Origin of the sequence: Spirillospora sp. NPDC052269 (assembly GCF_040679435.1) — a bacterium.
Classification (GTDB): Bacteria; Actinomycetota; Actinomycetes; order Streptosporangiales; family Streptosporangiaceae; genus Spirillospora.
The window spans coordinates 1-16496 of the sequence record NZ_JBFAUU010000026.1 but is presented as its reverse complement, the minus strand read 5'-3'; the positions used below and the strand labels follow the sequence as shown (position 1 = coordinate 16496).

Genomic DNA, 16496 nt, shown 5'->3' with positions numbered 1-16496 from the left:
CAGGGCCGGACGGTGGAGGCAGTGGGCAGGCCGGGGCGTGTCGCGGGCGGGGACCCCGCGTCCGAGGCCCCCCGCCCGCCGGATCAGGACGTGGCCGTCGCGGCGGCTTCGATGAGGTTCGCGGTGGCCCGGGCGTGGGAGACCAGGACGGCGTGGGAGGCGTCCGGGACGACCACGGTGTGGGCGTGGGCACGTTCGGCCATGGCGCGTTCGGCGGCGGGCGGGATGGCATGGTCGGCCCCGGCGATCATGTACCAGGACGGGATGGTCCTCCAGGCGGGTGTGGTGGACGGGGCGGCGAACGCGGCCAGCGCGACCGGGCGCTGGGAGGCGGCCATCAGCCGGGTCCGCCGCGCCGGGACGTCCTGGGCGAAGACGTCTCGGAAGTCGGCGGCGTTGATGTAGGCGTCCTGGCCTTCGGGGAAGGGGCGGACGACCAAGGCGGGCGGCAGTTGGCTGCCTGGGTAGCGGCCGAGGATCGCCAGGCCGCTCTCGCCTTGGTCGGGGGCGAACGCGGCGATGTAGACGAGGGCCTTGACGTTGGCGTGACCGGTGGCGGCGTCGGTGATGACGGCGCCGCCGTAGGAGTGGCCGACCAGGACGACCGGACCGGGGACGGTGTTCAGGACGCTGGACAGGTATGCGGAGTCGCCGGCCAGGTCCCGGAGCGGGTTGGCGACGCTGATCACGGGATAGCCGTCTCGTTCCAGCCCGGTGACGACGTCGTTCCAACTGGAGGAGTCGGCGAAGGCGCCGTGCACGAGGACGACGGTCGGCTTGGGGGCGCCGGTGGCGCGGCTCGTCCCGTCCGGTGAGGCGTTCGAGACCGCGGGGACCGCCAGCAGCAGCGTGGCCGCCAGCGCGGAGACCGCGAGTCTTCCGCGTCGCGGCCCACGGGGCTTGGTGTCGGGCATGTGGGGACCTCTCGTCTTCTCGGTCACAAGGTGGGGGGCGGCCCGGCCACTCGGAGGCCGAAGGCGGCGGCGGAGGCGATCACGGTCTCCAGGTCGAACTCCGGCGGGAGGTCGCCGGCCTCGCCGACGGGCGTCCCGTTGGCCCGGAAGTACCGCTCGATGGAGGCCGGGCTGAACACCACCGCCAGCCGGGCCCCCTTCGGGGAGCGGACCAGGTAGCTGTGGGGCACGCCGCGCGGGCCGTGGGCGACCTGGCCGGCGACCAGGTCGTGGCTTTCGTCGCCGACGAGGAACGTCACCTCGCCGTCGAGGACGAACCAGAGCTCGTCCTCGTTCTCGTGGACGTGGAGCGGCGGCGCGTGGCCGACCGGGTCGGCGAACTCCATCAGGCTGAGCGCGTCGTCGGTCGCGCCGCCGGGAAGGAGGATCCTGGCCTGGCCGCCGAGGAACCAGAAGGGCTCGCGTTCAGGGGCGGGGGCGAACGTGGGGAAGTGCACGGCGTCGTCCTCCTGGGGTCATGGCCGGCCGAGGAACCGCAGCAGCATGCGGGTGAGCTCGCCGGGGTGCTCCTCGTAGATCCAGTGGCCGGAGCCCGCGATGACGGCGCCGGTCACGTTCGTCGCGTACTGCCTGGCCTGCGTCTCCTCGAACGCGCCGAGGCTGCCGGACGCTCCGATCGCGAGCACCGGCATGCGCAGCGGCGTCCTCTGGAACCGGGCGTCGTCGCGGATGTCCTGCGGGAAGACGCGGAACCAGGCGAGGCCGGCCTCCAGGTGGGCGGGGTCGCGCAGGTAGTGGGCGAACACCTGGATGTCGGCGGGGCTCACCGCGCCCTTGACGACCTCATATCCGCCGATGAACCCGGAGGTCCAGGTGACCTCACGTCCGCGGATCATGTCCTCGGGCAGGCCGTTCGTGAGATTGAAGAAGCCGAAGTTCCACACGCCCGGACCGTGGCTGGTCAGCGAGGGGAACCGGTAGACGCCGGGATCGGGGATCGGCGCCTCGCTGAGGACGAGCTTCCTGACCGTCCCGGGGTACTGGGCGGCGTAGGAGTAGGCGACCATCGTGCCGATGTCGTGGCCGACGATCCGGACGTCGTCGGCGTGCCCCAGCTCGACCAGGAGCGCGTGCAGGTCCCCGGCCATGGTCTTCTTGTCGTAGCCGGTGGCCGGGGCGTCGCTCTTCCCGGCGCCGGGAAGGTCGGGGGCGATGACGGTGTAGTGCTCGGCGAGCGCGGGCATGACGCCGTGCCACTCGTACCAGGTCTGCGGGTAGCCGTGGATCAGCATGAGGGCCGGGCCGTGGCCGCCGATCACGTAGTTGACGCCGATCCCGGCGACGCGTGTCCTGTGCTCGCTGAATCCGGCGGGGAGGCTTTCGCCGGGAGGGCGCGGTGGCGTGGCGGCCGTCGCGCCGGTCATCGCGCCCAGTCCGACCGCCAGCGTGGCCAGCGTGGTGAGCAGCCGCCGGAACCTGGGCATGCGGAATCTCACTCGGTACTCCTGCAGGTGTGCGATGGGGGCTCAGAGGAAGGCGGTCATGCCTCGGCCTTGATGTCCTGGCGGCTCAGCCATGCCAGGGCGGCGTCCGCGACCTCGCGCCAGCCGTGGTCGATCGTCAGCGAGTGGCCGCGGCCGGGGAGGGTGAGGAGGTCGGTGACGGCGTCGGAGTGGCGGTACTGCTTGAGCGTGGCCCGCGTGACGCTCTCGGGGACGGTGTGGTCCTCGCCGCCGGACATGAGCAGCAGCGGCCCCCGGCCGGAGTTCCCGGTGTCGACCTTCGCGGGCGAGTGGGGGTTGAAGTTGGCGGCGGCCGCCTCGTAGAGCGGCTTGCCGGGCGCCGGGATGGTCCACTTCCCGTGCAGCTCGTCGGACTCGTCCTCCGGGATGGCGTTGCCGAAGGCGAAGCGGAACTGCTCGGCGGTGAGCGAGACCGAGCGGTGCCGGTTGGCCGGGTTCCTGAAGACCGGGAGTGTGGCGTGGAGCGCGGACAGGGGGAGCGGCAGGACGCCCTTGATCTGCGCGGCGTCGATCGCGACCGCGGCGGCGGCGCGGTCCTGGCCGAGCAGCTTCTGGGCGATCATGCCGCCGAAGGAGTGGCCGATCAGGATCGGCCGGGCCGGCAGGTCGGCGATCAGCGCCGCGTAGTGGCCGACGACGTCGTCGATCCCGTGGTCGGCGATGCTCTCGGGGTTCAGGCGGGCCTCCTCGACGGTGTCGGGGTCTCCGGGCCAGCCCGGCGCGGACGGGGCGTACCCCTCGGCGCGGAACAGGTCGATCCAGGGCTGCCACGAGGTGCTGTGCAGCCACAGACCGTGGATGAAGACGACGGGGATCGGCATGACGAACCTTCTCGGCATTGGGGACGTCCTGGGACGACCACGACACCACCTGGCTCCACGCCCTCGCACCAGGGCCGCACCCCAGAGCCCGCCGTGTGCCGATCGCCTTGAACTGGGGTTCGTCCCTAGTGCGATCGCCCGTGCCGTCCTTGCCAGGCCACCACACATCACCACGCGGCAACGCTCCGATCCGCCATGCCTCCAACAACGGCCGCAGCGCGTGTTCCGCGGCTGGTTGTCGCAGGTCAGGCCCCACACTGTGGCCAGTAGCCCATCGGGGAGGGATGGATCTTGGATACTCCGCCGCCGCATCAGCCGCACGACCCCGCGCACCACGGCCGCATCGACGGCGATCAGCCACCGCCGCAAATCGTGATCTTGCAGGGGCCGACGGTGACGCGAAAGAAGCTCAGCGGCACCGCGCACACCGTGCACCTGCTGCTGTCGGTCCTCACGTGCGGGCTGTGGCTGCCGATCTGGTTCCTGCACTGGCTGTTCACACGCACCAAGACCGTGGCGCGGTAGCCCACGGGACTAGCCTGGGGCGGTGGCGGAGTCCCCGGAGTTCGGCGTCCTCTTGACGCGTCTCATCGACCATCGTGGGTTGAGTTTCAGTTCGCTGTCCCAAGCCGTCGAGGTGCCCGAAGACGAGCTGCGTAGCGTCCTCGATGGACGCCCACCCAGCCCGACGTTGTTGCGGGAACTGGCTCAGGCGCTGGATCTGCACGCGGCGGATCTGTTCGTGATGGCCGGTCAGCCGGTGCCGGACGCGCTGGCCCCGTTGGACGCCTCCGCCGGGCGGTACCTCGACGACCTGGTGCCCGACGTCATCTGCCTTCCGGCCGAACAGCGATCGCGGGTGCGCCGGATGGTCCGAGACCTCCCGCAGGAGCCGCGTGAAGTGGCCTATGCGGGGGCGCAGGTGTACGACCCGAGCGAGGCCGGGGTCGGAGCCATGGTCGGGAACATGCTGCTCAGCAACCGGAACCTCGGGTGGGAGGTGGCGGTGGCTCTCGCGTGTTGCTCCAACGGCCGCATGTACGTGTCCCCTTCGACGGTCTTCCGGATCGCGGCGGGCCGGACCGAGCTGACTCCGGACAGGCTGGCCAACCTCACCACCCTGCTCGACATCCCCGCCGGCGACCTGGCTGCGATCATCGGAATCGCCTTGCCGGACGGGCAGCCCCCGGACGATCCCGCTGCCGCCGATGTGGCCGCCCTGCTGTGGGAGGTGCGACGCTTGTCCGCTGCTCAACTGCGGCTGGTCTGCGAACAAGCCCGCGACATGCGGCGGGAGATGCCTGACGACGCCATCGACCGCAACTTCTACGCGACCGGGTCCTACAGGAACTCGCCCGTGATCACACGATAGGACGACGGTCCGGCGCAAGCCTCACCGACCGGCTGGACGAGCCCTTGAAGGCGCAGGAACCGGCCGAGCTGGAAAGTCAACTCGGAGTTCGGCTGCCGGAGGATTCCGTCGGGCCCCTCGGTAGAGCCGTGGACGTTCCCACTTGATCACGTACGGTGTGCATATCAACACGGGGGGGCAGTATGCGAGGTCGTGCCACCGCCATCGTGGGCGGTCTGCTGGCAGGTTCCACATTCGCGCTGGCCGGCGGTGGTGTCGCAGGCGCTGCCACGGGCATCTTCATGTTTCACCATCGGCCGGGGGACACTCAGGTGTTCAACAAGCCGGTAGACGACCAGTGCTATGACGTCGGTCTCGCCGATGGTGCGGCCAGCAACGGGACCGACCGGTCCGCCAAGCTGTACGGCGGACCTGGTTGCCGTGGCAAAGCCGTCACGGTCATGGCTCCGGGCGAGAGTTCTCAGTCGGTCGAATTCCAGAGCGTGAAGTTCACGCGCTGAGCCGCGACTGCGGGTGCAGGCGGACCGCACGGCCATTCTTCTGCAGGTTGCGTCCCCAGCTCAGGGGGCGAATCGGCTAGGGCGGGTGAGAGCTTGGTGTCCTTCCAGGTGAAGAAGAACTGGCTGCCGTTGGTGTCGGGGCCGGCGTTCGCCATCGCCACCGTGCCGGCCGGGTAGGTGGCGCCGTCCAGGTTCTCGTCCGGAAACTGGTAGCCGGGCGCTCCGCTGCGGGTGCCGGTGGGGTCGCCGCACTGCAGGACGAAGATCCGCTGGGTCGTGGAGCGGTGGCAGTGCGTCTTGTCGAAGAAGCCGCGCTCGGCCAGGAAGCGGAACGAGTAGGCCGTGCAGGGCGCCTTGTCCGTCAGTGCCGCGAACGCGATCGTGCCCTGGGTGGTGCGCAGCCGTGCGGTGTACGGCGCGGCGACGGCGTTCGCGTCGGCCGTGCGACGCGGGCTCGGGGCGCGGTGCTGTCGTTCGGAGGTTCGTCGGATGTCCATGGCGCCCGCCAGCGCACCCGGTCCGGGACGGGACGGAGCCGCCCGGGGCGGCGTGCGCTGGTCTGTGCTCGTCAGGTCGCGGGGTCGGGGTGGCGGAGGGTGCGGAACGTCGCGGGGGTCGCCCAGCCGCGTAGGGCGGCGGGGATCGCGGAGTGGAACGCGGCGTCGGCCGTGGGGGTGTCGAGGGCTTCGGCCAGTTCGAGTGCCACCAGGCCGTGCAGGGTGATCCAGAGTGAGAGGGCGATCGACGTCGCGTCGCCCTCGAGGACGGAACATGCGACGGCCCGGTCGATCGCCGCGATGAGCGGGCGGACGGGGTCGGCGGCGCCGACCGCGCCGGACGGGTCGAAGGACTGGGCCCCTCCGAACAGCACCGTGTAGAGGTGGCTGTGGCCGCGTCCCCAGCGCCGGTAGGCGGCGGCCAGGGCGTGGAGGTCGGCGAGGGGGTCTTCGGAGGTCGGCACTGCCGACAGCTCCTGGAACAGGCCGGCGACGGCCCTGTCGCGCACTGCTCCGAACAGGCCGTCCTTGCCGCCGAACAGGGAGTAGACCGCCGTCGTCGACGTGTCGGCGGCGGCAGCCACGGCGCGGACGGTGACCGAGTCACGTGAACCGGTGGCCAGCAGTTCGGTCGCGCAGGCGACGAGCCGCTCCCCGACCGCCTCGTCGTTCGTCCTCGGTCTGCCCATGCCGGGAAGCCTACCGCGCGTGATAACGTCGTTTTGAAACACTGTTTTAAAACGATGGGACCCCCCATGTCCGCTTTCGCTCCACGTCTGTTCCGCTTCACCGGGCGCCTGCTTCTGGCATTGGCCGCCGTCGTGACGGCGGTCGTTCTCTTCCTGGTGGCGATCGTCCTCACGGACGGGGCCGGTTCGGGAGCCGCCGCTTGGCTGGCGACTCTCGCGATCGCCCTCGTCCTCGCGTTCTGGCGGAGTCGGCGCCGGACCGGGGCGGCGCGGCTCGTGCCGTTCGTGCCGGTGCTCGTCGCGGCGGCGTTGACGGCGACGGTCTGCGTCCCGACCGGGACCACGGCCCGGCGACTCCCGCCTGACCTGCCCTTCGTGGCCACACAGCACTGGAGTCTGAACACCGGCAGCACGGTCGCCGTGTACCACTACCCGGCCGCGGGCTCCGGCGCGCGGCATCCGATTCCGCTCGTGTACCTCAACGGGGGACCGGTCCGCGGCATCTCGGTGCTCGACCACCGGTTCCTGCAGCTCCTGGCAGGACGGGGCTACGACGTCTACACCTACGAACAGGCGGGCGGGGGGCGCAGCGACCTGCTCCCCATGGGCCAGTACACGATCTCCAGATCGGTCCGGGACCTCGGCGCCTTCGTCCAGCGGCTGGGCAAGGGCGAGGTCGACGTCCTCGGCTTCTCCTCGGGCGGGGCCGTGCTGACCCGGGCCCTGGCCGACCCCTCCGTCTCCGCGCGGTTCCACCGGGCGGTCGTCGCCGAGCCCGGCCCGATGGACGGCGTCACCTCGAGGGTCGCCGGGCACAAGGGACGTCCGTCCGCGCGCGGCCTCGCGCCGGGCCTGACCGGACCGCGGTCGACCCGCGTCCCGCGGTACGCCGTGGCCTTCGGCCTGATGCGACTCGGACTGCTCAGCCCCGAAACCGGGCTGGTCGGACAGGCCGAGGGCGTCAACGCGTTCAAGGCCGCCGACCTCGGCAGCGACACGGCGTCCGCCTACTGCGCGCGCGACGCGCATCGCATCCCGCGCGAGGACACGGCCGACAACTTCTCCTTCAGCGCCGCCGCCAGCCTCCACATCCAGCGGACGGTGCGGGACTCCCCGTCCATCGCCCCGCAGCTGGCGCGTTCGAAGACGCCCGCCATGCTGATGATCGCCGAGTGTTCGTCACAGATCCGCCAGTGGGAGACGGCCGTCCTGGCTGGAGACCCCGCCATCCAGCGCACGCAGTACATGCCCGGAGTCGGGCATCACATGTGGAACGGCCTGGACCGCAACAACGACCGGGCGGCCGCCGTCATCAGCGCGTTCCTCCAAGGTCAGCCCGCACCGCTGCCGAACTTCCCCACCCGCCGGCAGATCCCCGCCTTCCTGAGCGAGCACCGGTGACGCGCGTGCGGCCGGGGCGGGTCAGGTGAGGGCGGTGGCGATGAGGGTGACGGCTCCGACGCCGGACACGATGAGGACGCCGGTGCGGGTCGCGGCAGAGGGGAGCCGGGGAGCCAGGGCCATGCCGGTGGCCGCGCCGACGGCGAGGGCGGGCACGGTGGGCCAGGACGGGAGGACGAACCCCAGGACGGCGGCCGTGGCCGCGTTCTGGACGAGGAAGAAGACGTGCAGCGTGGCGCGGGTCTCGCGCGCGGGCCATCCGGCGTTGGCGGCGTACATGCCGATCGGGGGGCCGCCCACGCCGCCGATGACGTTGAGTCCGGCGCTGCCGAGACCGGTCAACCAGGCGCCGCCCGGACGGCTCAGGAACGACGAGCGCAGCCCGCGCGCCAGCAGCGCCACCCCGATGAGCACGCCGCATCCGCCGGCCACGGCCAGCAACCGGGTGTCCACCCCGCTCATCAGCCAGGCCGCCACCGGCGTGGCCAGCAGGGTGGGGAGCAGGAGCCGTCCGGCGTCGCGCGGACGGGTGTGCCGCCAATCGCGCGACAGCGGAAGCAGGGAGGCGAGGACGGCCAGGAGCAGGACCATAGGGACGCCCCGGTGCGGTCCCAGCGTCGCGATCAGAGCCGGGGCCGCCACCAGGGAGAAGCCCATCCCGGTCGACGCCTGCGCGAACGCGCCCAGAGCGACGGCCGCGACGGCCACCGGCTCGAAACCGGTCACCTGCCGTCCAGGGTGTAGCGCCGCTGGAACCACAGCGCGACGCCCATCAGGACGGCCGGGACGGCGGTGACGCCGATGCGCAGCGCGGTCAGCGCCGTCCCGGACTGGGCGACGTGCTCGCCGCCGGTGCTGGACACGAAACCGCCCAGCGCCAGGACCGCGGAGTACACGTAGGGGCCGACGGCGGTGCCGGTCGCCTCGGTGGCGGTCCACACCCCGGTGTAGGCCCCGGCCTTCGACGAACCGGCCTCCTCCGCCGCCGCGACGGCGTCGGGCAGCATCGAGAACGCGAACAGCTGCAGGCCGGAGAACGCGATGCCCATCGCCATCACGACGACGGCGGTGGCGACGACACCGGCCGTCCCGCCGAGCGCGGACCCCGGCAGCAGGGCCACGGCACCCGCGCCGAACACGGCCTGGGAGATCAGCAGTCCGCGCTGCTTCCCGATCCGCCGCGACCAGGCCGTCCAGACCGGGCCCGCGAACAGCGCCGGTCCGAGGAACAGGCCCATGAACAGCGCGGTGAGCTTGGAGTCGTCGAAGACGTACTCGGTGACGTAGGGGAGCGCGGCCAGGAAGAGGTGCGTGGTCGTCCCGGTGAACAGGTAGGACAGCACCAGCGCCCGGTAGTCCCGGTCGCGCCAGGCGACACGCAGGTCGGCGAGGGTGGAGTGCCCGGCCCGCTCGTCCGGCGCGCGGAATCCGCACGCGTCGGTGAGGCGGCGCACGCCGACCAGCGCGACGGCCGCCGAGACGACCATGACGACCGCGAGCAGCAGCGCCATCCGCGTGTAGTCGCCCCGTCCCCCGGCCGAGGACAGGGCGGGGGCGGCGACGCCCGCGCCCAGCAGCCCGAGGGTCAGCAGGACCATCCGGAACATGAAGACCCGGGTCCGCTCGTGGTACCCGACGAGCAGGTCGGACGGCGTCGTCAGGTACGGCACCTGGAAACCGGCGAAGAGCAGGTTGCCCACCACGAACCAGCCGCCCACCCACAGCGCCGCGGGCGGACCGGACAGGCCGGACGGCACGCTGAACATCGCGACCATGGCCACGCCGAGCAGCAGCCCGGTGCGCATCATCCGGCGGCGGTGGCCGAACCGGCGGGCCTCGCGGTCCGACCGCGACCCCAGCAGCGGGTGGACGACGATGTCGACCACCTTGGGCAGCAGCAGGGCCAGACCGGCGAGGAATGCGGGGACGCCGAGCGCGTCGGTGAGGAAGTAGAGCAGCAGGAGCCCGGGCACGGTGACCCAGACGCCCATGCCGACCGAGCCCGAGGCGTACACCGCGAGCGTCCCCCGGCTCGCCCCGGCCAGGGAGCGGGGCCGCGTGTCAGGCGAGGTCACGGCCGGTTCCGGTGCCGCTCGACCACCCCGGCGGCGAGGGACGCCCCGTCGAACGCGCCGGCCTTGGCCCGCGCGGCGAGGGTGCGCGCCACGATCCGGTCGGTGAGCGCGGGCAGGTGGCGGGCCAGGAAGAACTCCACCGCGCCCTTGCGGGTCGTGGTCACGTCCCGCCTCGGACGCACGGCCAGCGCGGTCCGCAGGATCGCGCCGACCACGCCGTCCAGCGACTCGTACACGCTCATGCCCTCTAGCGACAGTCCCGCCGCCTTCGTCGAGTCGTGGATCGGGCTCTTGACCGCGGACGGGTAGACGCAGCTGACCGTGACGTGGGTGCCGAGTTCCAGGCGCAGCGCGTCGGCGTAGGCGACCATGGCCCGCTTGGACGCGCCGTACGCCGCGGCGAGCGGGAGCTGCATGACCGCCATCCGGGACGTCACCATCACGACGCGTCCGCGCGCGGCGACCAGGGCGTCGACGCAGGCGGCCGTCACGCGCCAGGTGCCGAGCAGGTTGATCTCGAGCTGGCGGCGCACCTCGTCCTCGGGGGCGAACTCGGCCGGGGCGGGGCCGCCGATCCCGGCGTTGTTCACCAGGATGTCGAGCCCGCCCAGTTCGTCGAGGGCCTCGGCCACCGCGGACGTCACGCTGCCGGGGTCGGTGATGTCGCATTCGATCACGGTGAACGGCTCGTCGCCGGACGGCCGCAGGTCGAGGCCGACCACACGCGCCCCGGCGCGCGTCAGCCGCTCGCCGAGGGAACGGCCGATGGTGCCGGACGCGCCGGTGATGAGGACCCGCCGTCCTCGGGGGTCGTGGAGCCGTTCGCGGGAGGAGATCGTCACGTGTCTGCCTTTGCGGTCGGGGAGTGGACGGCGGCGCCGTCGGCCGCCCGGCGGACGCCCGCCTGGATCTCGCGGGGGAGGGCGGCGACGTACTGGTCGAAGTCGATGCGCATCATCGGCCGCTTCCCGCCCCACCGCTGGACGGCCGCGGCGTGGGCGCGTCCGACCGCGGCGCGCTGCTCGGCCCGCGACGGCAGGGCGTAGCGCCCGCTGAGGTAGGCGGCGGCGAGCTTGGCCTGCGCCTCCACGACCGGCAGCGCCGCACCGGTCGACTGCATCAGGCCGACGAAGGCCAGCGTCGGTTCCTTGAGGTGGAAGACCCGCTGGTAGAGCGGCAGGGCCTCGGGGTCGTCGCCGGTCCAGTCGCGGTCCAGGAACGGGATGGTGACGCGGTAGCCGGTGGCCCACACGATCACGTCGACGTCCTCGGCGGCGCCGTCGGTGAAGACCACCTTGCCGCCGTCGAGCCGTTCGATGCCGGGACGGGGGACGACCTCGCCGTGGGTGAGCCGGTGCAGGATCGTGTCGCTGATCGTCGGGTGGTTCTGGAAGAGGCCGCCGGCCGGGCGCGGCAGCCCGTAGCTCTCGGGGGTGCCGACCGCCAGGCGGAGCATGGTCTGCGCGATCTTCTGCCGGATGCGCCAGGGCAGCACCGCGAGGGCCCCGCCCGTCGCGTCCGAGGGGCGGCCGAAGAGGTATTTCGGGACGATGTGCGCGCCGTGCCGGGCCGACAGCGACACCGGCCCCTCGGACACGTAGGACGCGTCGACCGCGATGTCCATGGCCGAGTTGCCCATGCCCACCACGAGCACCCGCTTGCCGGCGAACACGTCCGGGTTGCGGTAGTCGTGGGCGTGCATCTGGATGCCGTCGAACGTGCCCGGATAGGCGGGGGACGGCCACTTGGGGTCCCAGTTGTGGCCGTTGGCGACGACCACCGCGTCGTACTCTTCCGTCTTCGTGCCGGTCTCGTCCTGTGAGTCGACCTCCCACGCCGGGCCGGTGCGGCGTACGGCGGTGACGGTGGTCCCGAACCGGATGCGGCCGGTGACGCCGAACCTGTCGGCGTACTCCGCGAGGTAGCCGGCGATCAGCGAGGCCGACGGATAGTCCGGCCATCGCTTCGGCATGGGGAAGTCGGCGAACTCGGTACGGCCCTTGCTGGTGTTGAGGTGCAGGCTGTCGTAGGCCGGGGACGTTCCGCCGGGCTCGTCCTGCACCCACAGACCGCCGGGACGGTCGCTCCGCTCCAGGACGGTGACCGCCAGGCCGCCGTCGAGCAGTGCCTTGGCCGCGGCCAGTCCCGCCGCCCCGGCGCCGACCACCGCCACCCTCGTCGCGCCCATGCCAGGCCCTCCCTTCCGTCGAGGGCGCTCATTCAATCGAATGATGGAGACCTGTGCAATACCTTCTGACCTGGTCTTTTTGTCTCCATCACTTGATTGCGTCCGGTGGGGGCGTCCGATAGCCTCGGCGCATGAGCGCCCAGCCCGACGACGGCCCCAGCCGCCGCGAACGCATTTTGACGGCCGCCACCCGGCTGTTCGCCGAGCGCGGGTACGACGCCACCAGCACCCGCGCCATCGCGGACGCCGTCGGACTCAACATCGCGACGGTCGCCTACCACGTCGGCGGGAAGCCCGACCTGTACCGCGCGGTGATGCGCCGCACCCACCTGGCGCAGCGGGAGGTGGTCGTCGCCGCCCTGGAGGAGCTGAACACCTGCGGCTCCTCGGCGGAGGAGACCCGGGCCGGGCTGCTCGGCTTCGTCGACGCCTACCTGTCGTTCTGCCTGAGCCGTCCCGAGGTCGGGACGCTGTGGATACGCCGCTGGCTGTCGGAGGGGGCCGACGTGGCGGAGATCGAGATCGAGTTCGCCGGCCCCCTCCTCACCGAGGTCGCCACCGCCGTCCGCACGGTGCTTGACCGCGCCGGCATCGGCGCCGGGGTCGACGTCGAGATGCTGATCTACACGATCGTGTGGACCGCGCACTCCTACGGCCAGGCGGGGGTCATCGACCCCACGGGACGCAGGCTGGGCTCGAACGACCTGGCCGTCCTCGACCGCTTCCGCGACAACCTGCACGCCGTCGTGACCGGCGTCCTGGACCGCGAGAGCTGAACCCCCGCGCGTCCGCGGAAACGGTGTCGGGTCGGGCCCTCGGTCACCGCATGCCAGTTGATCATGGGCATGGGACCCGACGGCCCGACCCGCCACTTTCCGTGTCCTACGACAATCCCTTCGGATGGGACGGCGGTCAGATGGCGGTCTCCGCGAAGCAGCGCGAGCGGAGGTCGGCCATGGCGTCCGCGACGCGCGTCAGGGACTTGCGGATGTGGGGCAGGGACACCGGGTCCGCGCTGGTCAGCGCGTCCTCCTGCTCCTCGCGCGTCCAGCCGTAGAGCATGCTGGTCGCCGCCCTGAAGCGCAGCCCCTCGGACTCGTCGCCCAGCAGGTGGCCCGCGAAGACGGCGATGTCGTACTCGTCGAAGAGGTACTTCTGGAGCGTGCGGGAGTCGGTGATGCCCAGCGTCTCCAGCGGCGTCCGCAGCGGTTCGAAGTCGGGGTAGACGTAGAACGCCCCGGTGGGCGGACGGCACTGGGCCCCGGCGTCGACCAGGACCGAGTGCAGCGCCCGTGCGACCGCGCCGTGCAGGCGCGCGCTCGCGGTCAGGCGCTGGCGGACCTCGGGAGGATCGCCGAACGCGTAGTCGGCGGCCTCCTGCATCGGACGGGCCAGTGTCGACCACATCTCGCTCGCCACCGAGATGACGCCGGTCAGGATCCGCTCCCCGCGTTCACCGGTGGGGAACCTGGCCAGGCCGATCCGCCAGCCGCCCAGGGCCAGGCTCTTGGACAGGCCGGTGGTGACCACCGTGCGGTCCGGGATGAGCTCGGCCGGACTGAGGAACGGCGTCCGGGTGTCGTGGATGGTGTCGCGGTAGATCTCGTCGGAGACGAGGATCAGGTCCTCGTCCTCGACGATCTCGCAGATCGCCCGCACCAGGTCCGGTGACGCGACGGTGCCGGTCGGAGTGTCGGGCACCGTGCAGATCAGCAGCCTGGGGTTCAGGCGCCGTGCCCGCGCGGTCCGGATGGCGGCCCGCAGGGCGCTCGGATCGGGGACGCCGCCGTACAGGCGGGTGATGGGCACGCTGATCGGGACCTTGCCGGCGAGCCGCGCCTGCGGCGCGTAGCTGTTCCAGCAGGGTTTCGGCAGCAGCACGTCACCGTCGACGGCGAACTGGATGGCCTCGAGGATCGGCTTGCTGCCCGGCGCGACGACGACCTGGCCGGCGTCGGTGGGCAGCCCGCGGCGGGCGAAGTACCTGGCGCCCGCGTCGCGGACGGCCGGTGTCCCGGCGACCGGTCCGTAGGTGGTCTGGTACGCCGCCGCGGAGAGCAGCGCGGCCAGCGAAGCGAGCAGCGGTAGACGGGATTCTCCGAACGCCAGGTTCAGGATGTCGGCTCCGGCGGCGTTCCTTCGGTCCACGAGCTGGTTCAACTCCAGGTTGGGAGCCATACGCCAGCTGGTCATCGCTCGGTCTCCTTCTCTGCGGGCAGCCTGGACGGCTGACACCAGGGCCGGGACACGGGTGTGGTCACCCCTGAGGTTGCCCCGACCGGTCTGGGAAAGCGTTGCGCCTGGTCGGTGTGCGGATCACGGCTCCTGGGCCTCGGTGACGTCCGCGAGGTACCGGACGACGTCGGTGAAGCGGAGCCGCCGCTCGTAGGCGTTGCGCTGGCGGTGCGCTCCGCAGCCGTCGCGCCGCAGCCGGTCGACGACGGCGTCGACGTAGTCCAGGTCGCCCGCGTCGCCGAGGTCGTCGGCCAGGTAGGCGATCAGGTCCTCGACGAGGACGTGGGCCGGGACGAGTTCGGCGGTCCAGGGATGGACGGCCTGCCCCTCCAGGCCGTCCCGGGCGGCGCGCCAGCGCGCGAGCGTCAGGACCTCGTCGGAGACCTCGGGGGCGGGCTGCCCCTGGCTCTGGGCGCGCAGCGCGGCGCGCACGAGGGCCCGCGTCAGGACGGCCTGCAGAACGGCCTCCTCGACGCTCATGGCGACGTCGGGCGCGCGGACCTCGACGGTCGGCCAGGACATGGACGGGCGGACGTCCCAATAGACCATCTTCTCGTCCATGATGGTGCCGGACTCGATCAGCGTGTCCAAAGCCGCCAGGTAGTGCTCCGGGGAGCCCAGCCGCGGCGGGATCCCGGAGCAGGGCCACTCGGAGGCGGCGACGGTGCGCCAGCTGGCGTGACCGGTGTCGGTGCCGTCCTTGAACGGCGAGTTGGCCCCGAGTGCGATGAGCACGGGCAGCCAGGGCCGCAGGTGGTCGGCTGCGTGGACCGCCTCGTCCAGGTCGAGCGTGCCGACGTGGACGTGGCAGCCGGAGTCGACGAGGGTGTCGGTGAGCGCGCCGAACCGGGCGCGCTGCACGTGGCGGCGCGGCTCGTCGGCGAGGATCGGCTCGTCGATCCTGCGGATCACGGGTGTGCCGGTGGCGACCAGCCGGCATCCGCGCGCGGCGGCCGCCTTGGCGAACCGCTGTCGCGTCCGCAGCAGGTCGTCGTGCAGTTCGCCGGCGGTCCGGGCGATGGGACTCGCGGACTCCACCTGGTAGCGGGTGGCCTCCATGTGCATGGTTCCACTGCCGTCGTCGGCGTCGGCCAGCACGGTCTTCGCCTTGGCGGCCAGCTCGAAGGTGTGCGCGTCGACGAGAAGGAACTCCTCCTCCACTCCCACCGTCAGCGTCGATCGGGCCGCCGGCGGGGCGATGGTCGCGGGTCTGACACCTGGTGTGGACACGACTCCTCCACCTGGATTCGGACGTGCCTGCGAGTCTCGGTTTCCCACAACTGGGGGCGAAGATGGATTCAAGCCCCAATGGTCACATATCGCGCACCCATTATAACCGATTGTCATATTTCGCCACTCTGGCCCGAATCGCCGCTGTGGCCGCGCCTCGCGGCGAACAGGCCGCAGGCCCCGGAAGGGGCTTCCGGGGCCTGCGGCACGCGTTGGCACGCGTGGGTCGTGCTTCGCGGGTCGTGCTTCGTGTGGATCGTGCTTCGTGTGGGGCTACGGGATGATCTGGTCGGCGGTGGTCCAGTCCGTCACCATCGCGTGCTGCGCGGCCGCGAGGGTGACCTGGTCCGCGCAGACGGCCTTGTATAGCTTGAACTCGATGGAGTCCTTGGGGTTGGGGGAGCCGCCCGGCTCGGGCCACAGGTTCAGCGGGTCGCGCGGCGCGCCGCCGAGGCTGAGCGGGATGAAGTGGTCCTCCTCGTAGGAGGACGTGCTGGTGTCGCTGTAGCCGTACTCGATGATCTGCTGCTTCTTCAGCGCCGTGGTGTACGACGACGGCGGGCGGATCGAGCCGGAGTAGCCCCCGACGCAGATGGTCTGGTGGATGGTCGACTGCGTCACGTCGGGGTTGAGGGCCCCGGGCGTGCAGTTCGGGTCCGGGTGCGTGGTCGCCGGGTCGAGGCTCGAGGCGTGGCAGTAGCCGGGCGGGAACGAGCTGGGAGCGATCGGTGAGGCGGTCGCGGAGCTCGTGGCGGCGGCCGCGACGCAAGCGGCTGCGCCGAGCACGGCCAGGGCCTTGGCGGTGTGGACGTGAAGGGGCACGTCGACTCCCTGGGTGTCGAGCCGCCGACCTTTGCGCGGCGGCTGAAACGTTCAGGAGCATCGCCTTTTGAGGTCACTGGTTGGTGTACGTCCCGTTAAGACGGGTCTGTCGCTACATGGGTGTCACCGAAACGCTAGTGCGCTGACCACATACGTTCGCCGGGTCTGGTGACACGCCGGATGGCGTCCGCTGTGTCGGGGCGTGTGGGGTTCACTGTCGATGGTGAGT

Annotated in this window: 18 protein-coding genes; 5 read left to right on the top strand and 13 right to left on the bottom strand. The window is 71.7% G+C overall.

Annotated features, from left to right (window positions below):
• Positions 1–83 precede the first annotated feature (83 nt).
• The 4 genes from AB0L06_RS39060 to AB0L06_RS39045 are packed head-to-tail and all read right to left on the bottom strand — an operon-like array spanning position 84 to position 3258.
• Complete coding sequence (locus tag AB0L06_RS39060; protein ID WP_500236293.1) at positions 84–914, bottom strand: alpha/beta fold hydrolase; 831 nt, start codon at positions 912–914, stop codon at positions 84–86.
• Positions 915–937: 23 nt separating this feature from the next.
• On the bottom strand, positions 938–1411 hold the full coding sequence (locus tag AB0L06_RS39055; RefSeq protein WP_500236292.1) for a cupin domain-containing protein: 474 nt from the start codon (positions 1409–1411) through the stop codon (positions 938–940).
• Positions 1412–1429: 18 nt separating this feature from the next.
• The gene (locus AB0L06_RS39050) at positions 1430–2410 is read right to left on the bottom strand and encodes an alpha/beta fold hydrolase (RefSeq protein ID WP_500236290.1); all 981 of its coding nucleotides are present in this window, start codon (positions 2408–2410) and stop codon (positions 1430–1432) included.
• Positions 2411–2454: 44 nt separating this feature from the next.
• Entirely contained in the window at positions 2455–3258 is an 804-nt protein-coding gene (locus AB0L06_RS39045) for an alpha/beta hydrolase (protein WP_500236288.1), read from the bottom strand.
• Between the two features lie 393 nt (positions 3259–3651).
• On the opposite strand from AB0L06_RS39045, the gene AB0L06_RS39040 reads away from it, so the two are divergent.
• The 3 genes from AB0L06_RS39040 (at position 3652) to AB0L06_RS39030 (ending at position 5130) form a co-directional block, all read left to right on the top strand.
• Positions 3652–3783, top strand: coding sequence for a hypothetical protein (locus AB0L06_RS39040; protein ID WP_500236287.1), 132 nt, complete (start codon positions 3652–3654; stop codon positions 3781–3783).
• A 79-nt stretch (positions 3784–3862) separates the two neighbouring features.
• Entirely contained in the window at positions 3863–4630 is a 768-nt protein-coding gene (locus AB0L06_RS39035; RefSeq protein ID WP_500236286.1) for a hypothetical protein, read from the top strand.
• Positions 4631–4836: 206 nt separating this feature from the next.
• The gene (locus AB0L06_RS39030; protein ID WP_500236285.1) at positions 4837–5130 is read left to right on the top strand and encodes a hypothetical protein; all 294 of its coding nucleotides are present in this window, start codon (positions 4837–4839) and stop codon (positions 5128–5130) included.
• Here AB0L06_RS39030 and AB0L06_RS39025 read toward each other — a convergent pair.
• Together AB0L06_RS39025 and AB0L06_RS39020 are read right to left on the bottom strand one after the other, a co-directional pair.
• Complete coding sequence (locus AB0L06_RS39025; RefSeq protein ID WP_500236283.1) at positions 5091–5627, bottom strand: peptidylprolyl isomerase; 537 nt, start codon at positions 5625–5627, stop codon at positions 5091–5093. The genes AB0L06_RS39030 and AB0L06_RS39025 overlap by 40 nt on opposite strands.
• A 71-nt stretch (positions 5628–5698) precedes the next feature.
• Complete coding sequence (locus AB0L06_RS39020) at positions 5699–6316, bottom strand: TetR-like C-terminal domain-containing protein (protein WP_500236281.1); 618 nt, start codon at positions 6314–6316, stop codon at positions 5699–5701.
• Between the two features lie 66 nt (positions 6317–6382).
• Between AB0L06_RS39020 and AB0L06_RS39015 the strand changes: the two genes are divergently transcribed.
• On the top strand, positions 6383–7717 hold the full coding sequence (locus tag AB0L06_RS39015) for an alpha/beta fold hydrolase (RefSeq protein WP_500236279.1): 1335 nt from the start codon (positions 6383–6385) through the stop codon (positions 7715–7717).
• A 21-nt stretch (positions 7718–7738) separates the two neighbouring features.
• On the opposite strand, the gene AB0L06_RS39010 is transcribed toward AB0L06_RS39015, so the two are convergent.
• From AB0L06_RS39010 to AB0L06_RS38995, 4 genes are read right to left on the bottom strand one after another with little or no spacing between them, the layout of a single operon-like run.
• Positions 7739–8443 (bottom strand): TSUP family transporter, encoded by a 705-nt coding sequence (locus tag AB0L06_RS39010; RefSeq protein WP_500236277.1) that lies wholly within the window; start codon positions 8441–8443, stop codon positions 7739–7741.
• Positions 8440–9792, bottom strand: coding sequence for an MFS transporter (locus tag AB0L06_RS39005; protein ID WP_500236275.1), 1353 nt, complete (start codon positions 9790–9792; stop codon positions 8440–8442). The genes AB0L06_RS39010 and AB0L06_RS39005 overlap by 4 nt, the downstream gene beginning before the upstream one ends.
• On the bottom strand, positions 9789–10634 hold the full coding sequence (locus AB0L06_RS39000) for an SDR family NAD(P)-dependent oxidoreductase (RefSeq protein WP_500236274.1): 846 nt from the start codon (positions 10632–10634) through the stop codon (positions 9789–9791). The genes AB0L06_RS39005 and AB0L06_RS39000 overlap by 4 nt, the downstream gene beginning before the upstream one ends.
• Positions 10631–11980: a flavin-containing monooxygenase gene (locus tag AB0L06_RS38995; RefSeq protein ID WP_500236272.1), complete on the bottom strand. Its 1350-nt coding sequence runs from the start codon at positions 11978–11980 to the stop codon at positions 10631–10633. The genes AB0L06_RS39000 and AB0L06_RS38995 overlap by 4 nt, the downstream gene beginning before the upstream one ends.
• A 131-nt stretch (positions 11981–12111) precedes the next feature.
• Between AB0L06_RS38995 and AB0L06_RS38990 the strand changes: the two genes are divergently transcribed.
• Entirely contained in the window at positions 12112–12756 is a 645-nt protein-coding gene (locus AB0L06_RS38990) for a TetR/AcrR family transcriptional regulator (RefSeq protein WP_500236271.1), read from the top strand.
• 136 nt (positions 12757–12892) lie between these two features.
• Here AB0L06_RS38990 and AB0L06_RS38985 read toward each other — a convergent pair whose 3' ends face one another.
• The 3 genes from AB0L06_RS38985 to AB0L06_RS38975 form a co-directional block, all read right to left on the bottom strand.
• Entirely contained in the window at positions 12893–14173 is a 1281-nt protein-coding gene (locus AB0L06_RS38985; RefSeq protein WP_500236269.1) for a pyridoxal phosphate-dependent aminotransferase, read from the bottom strand.
• Between the two features lie 123 nt (positions 14174–14296).
• Complete coding sequence (locus AB0L06_RS38980; protein WP_500236267.1) at positions 14297–15445, bottom strand: carboxylate-amine ligase; 1149 nt, start codon at positions 15443–15445, stop codon at positions 14297–14299.
• 273 nt (positions 15446–15718) lie between these two features.
• Positions 15719–16267 carry a hypothetical protein gene (locus AB0L06_RS38975; protein WP_500236265.1) on the bottom strand — a complete coding sequence of 183 codons (549 nt, stop codon included), beginning with the start codon at positions 16265–16267 and terminating at the stop codon, positions 15719–15721.
• Between the last annotated feature and the right edge of the window lie 229 nt (positions 16268–16496).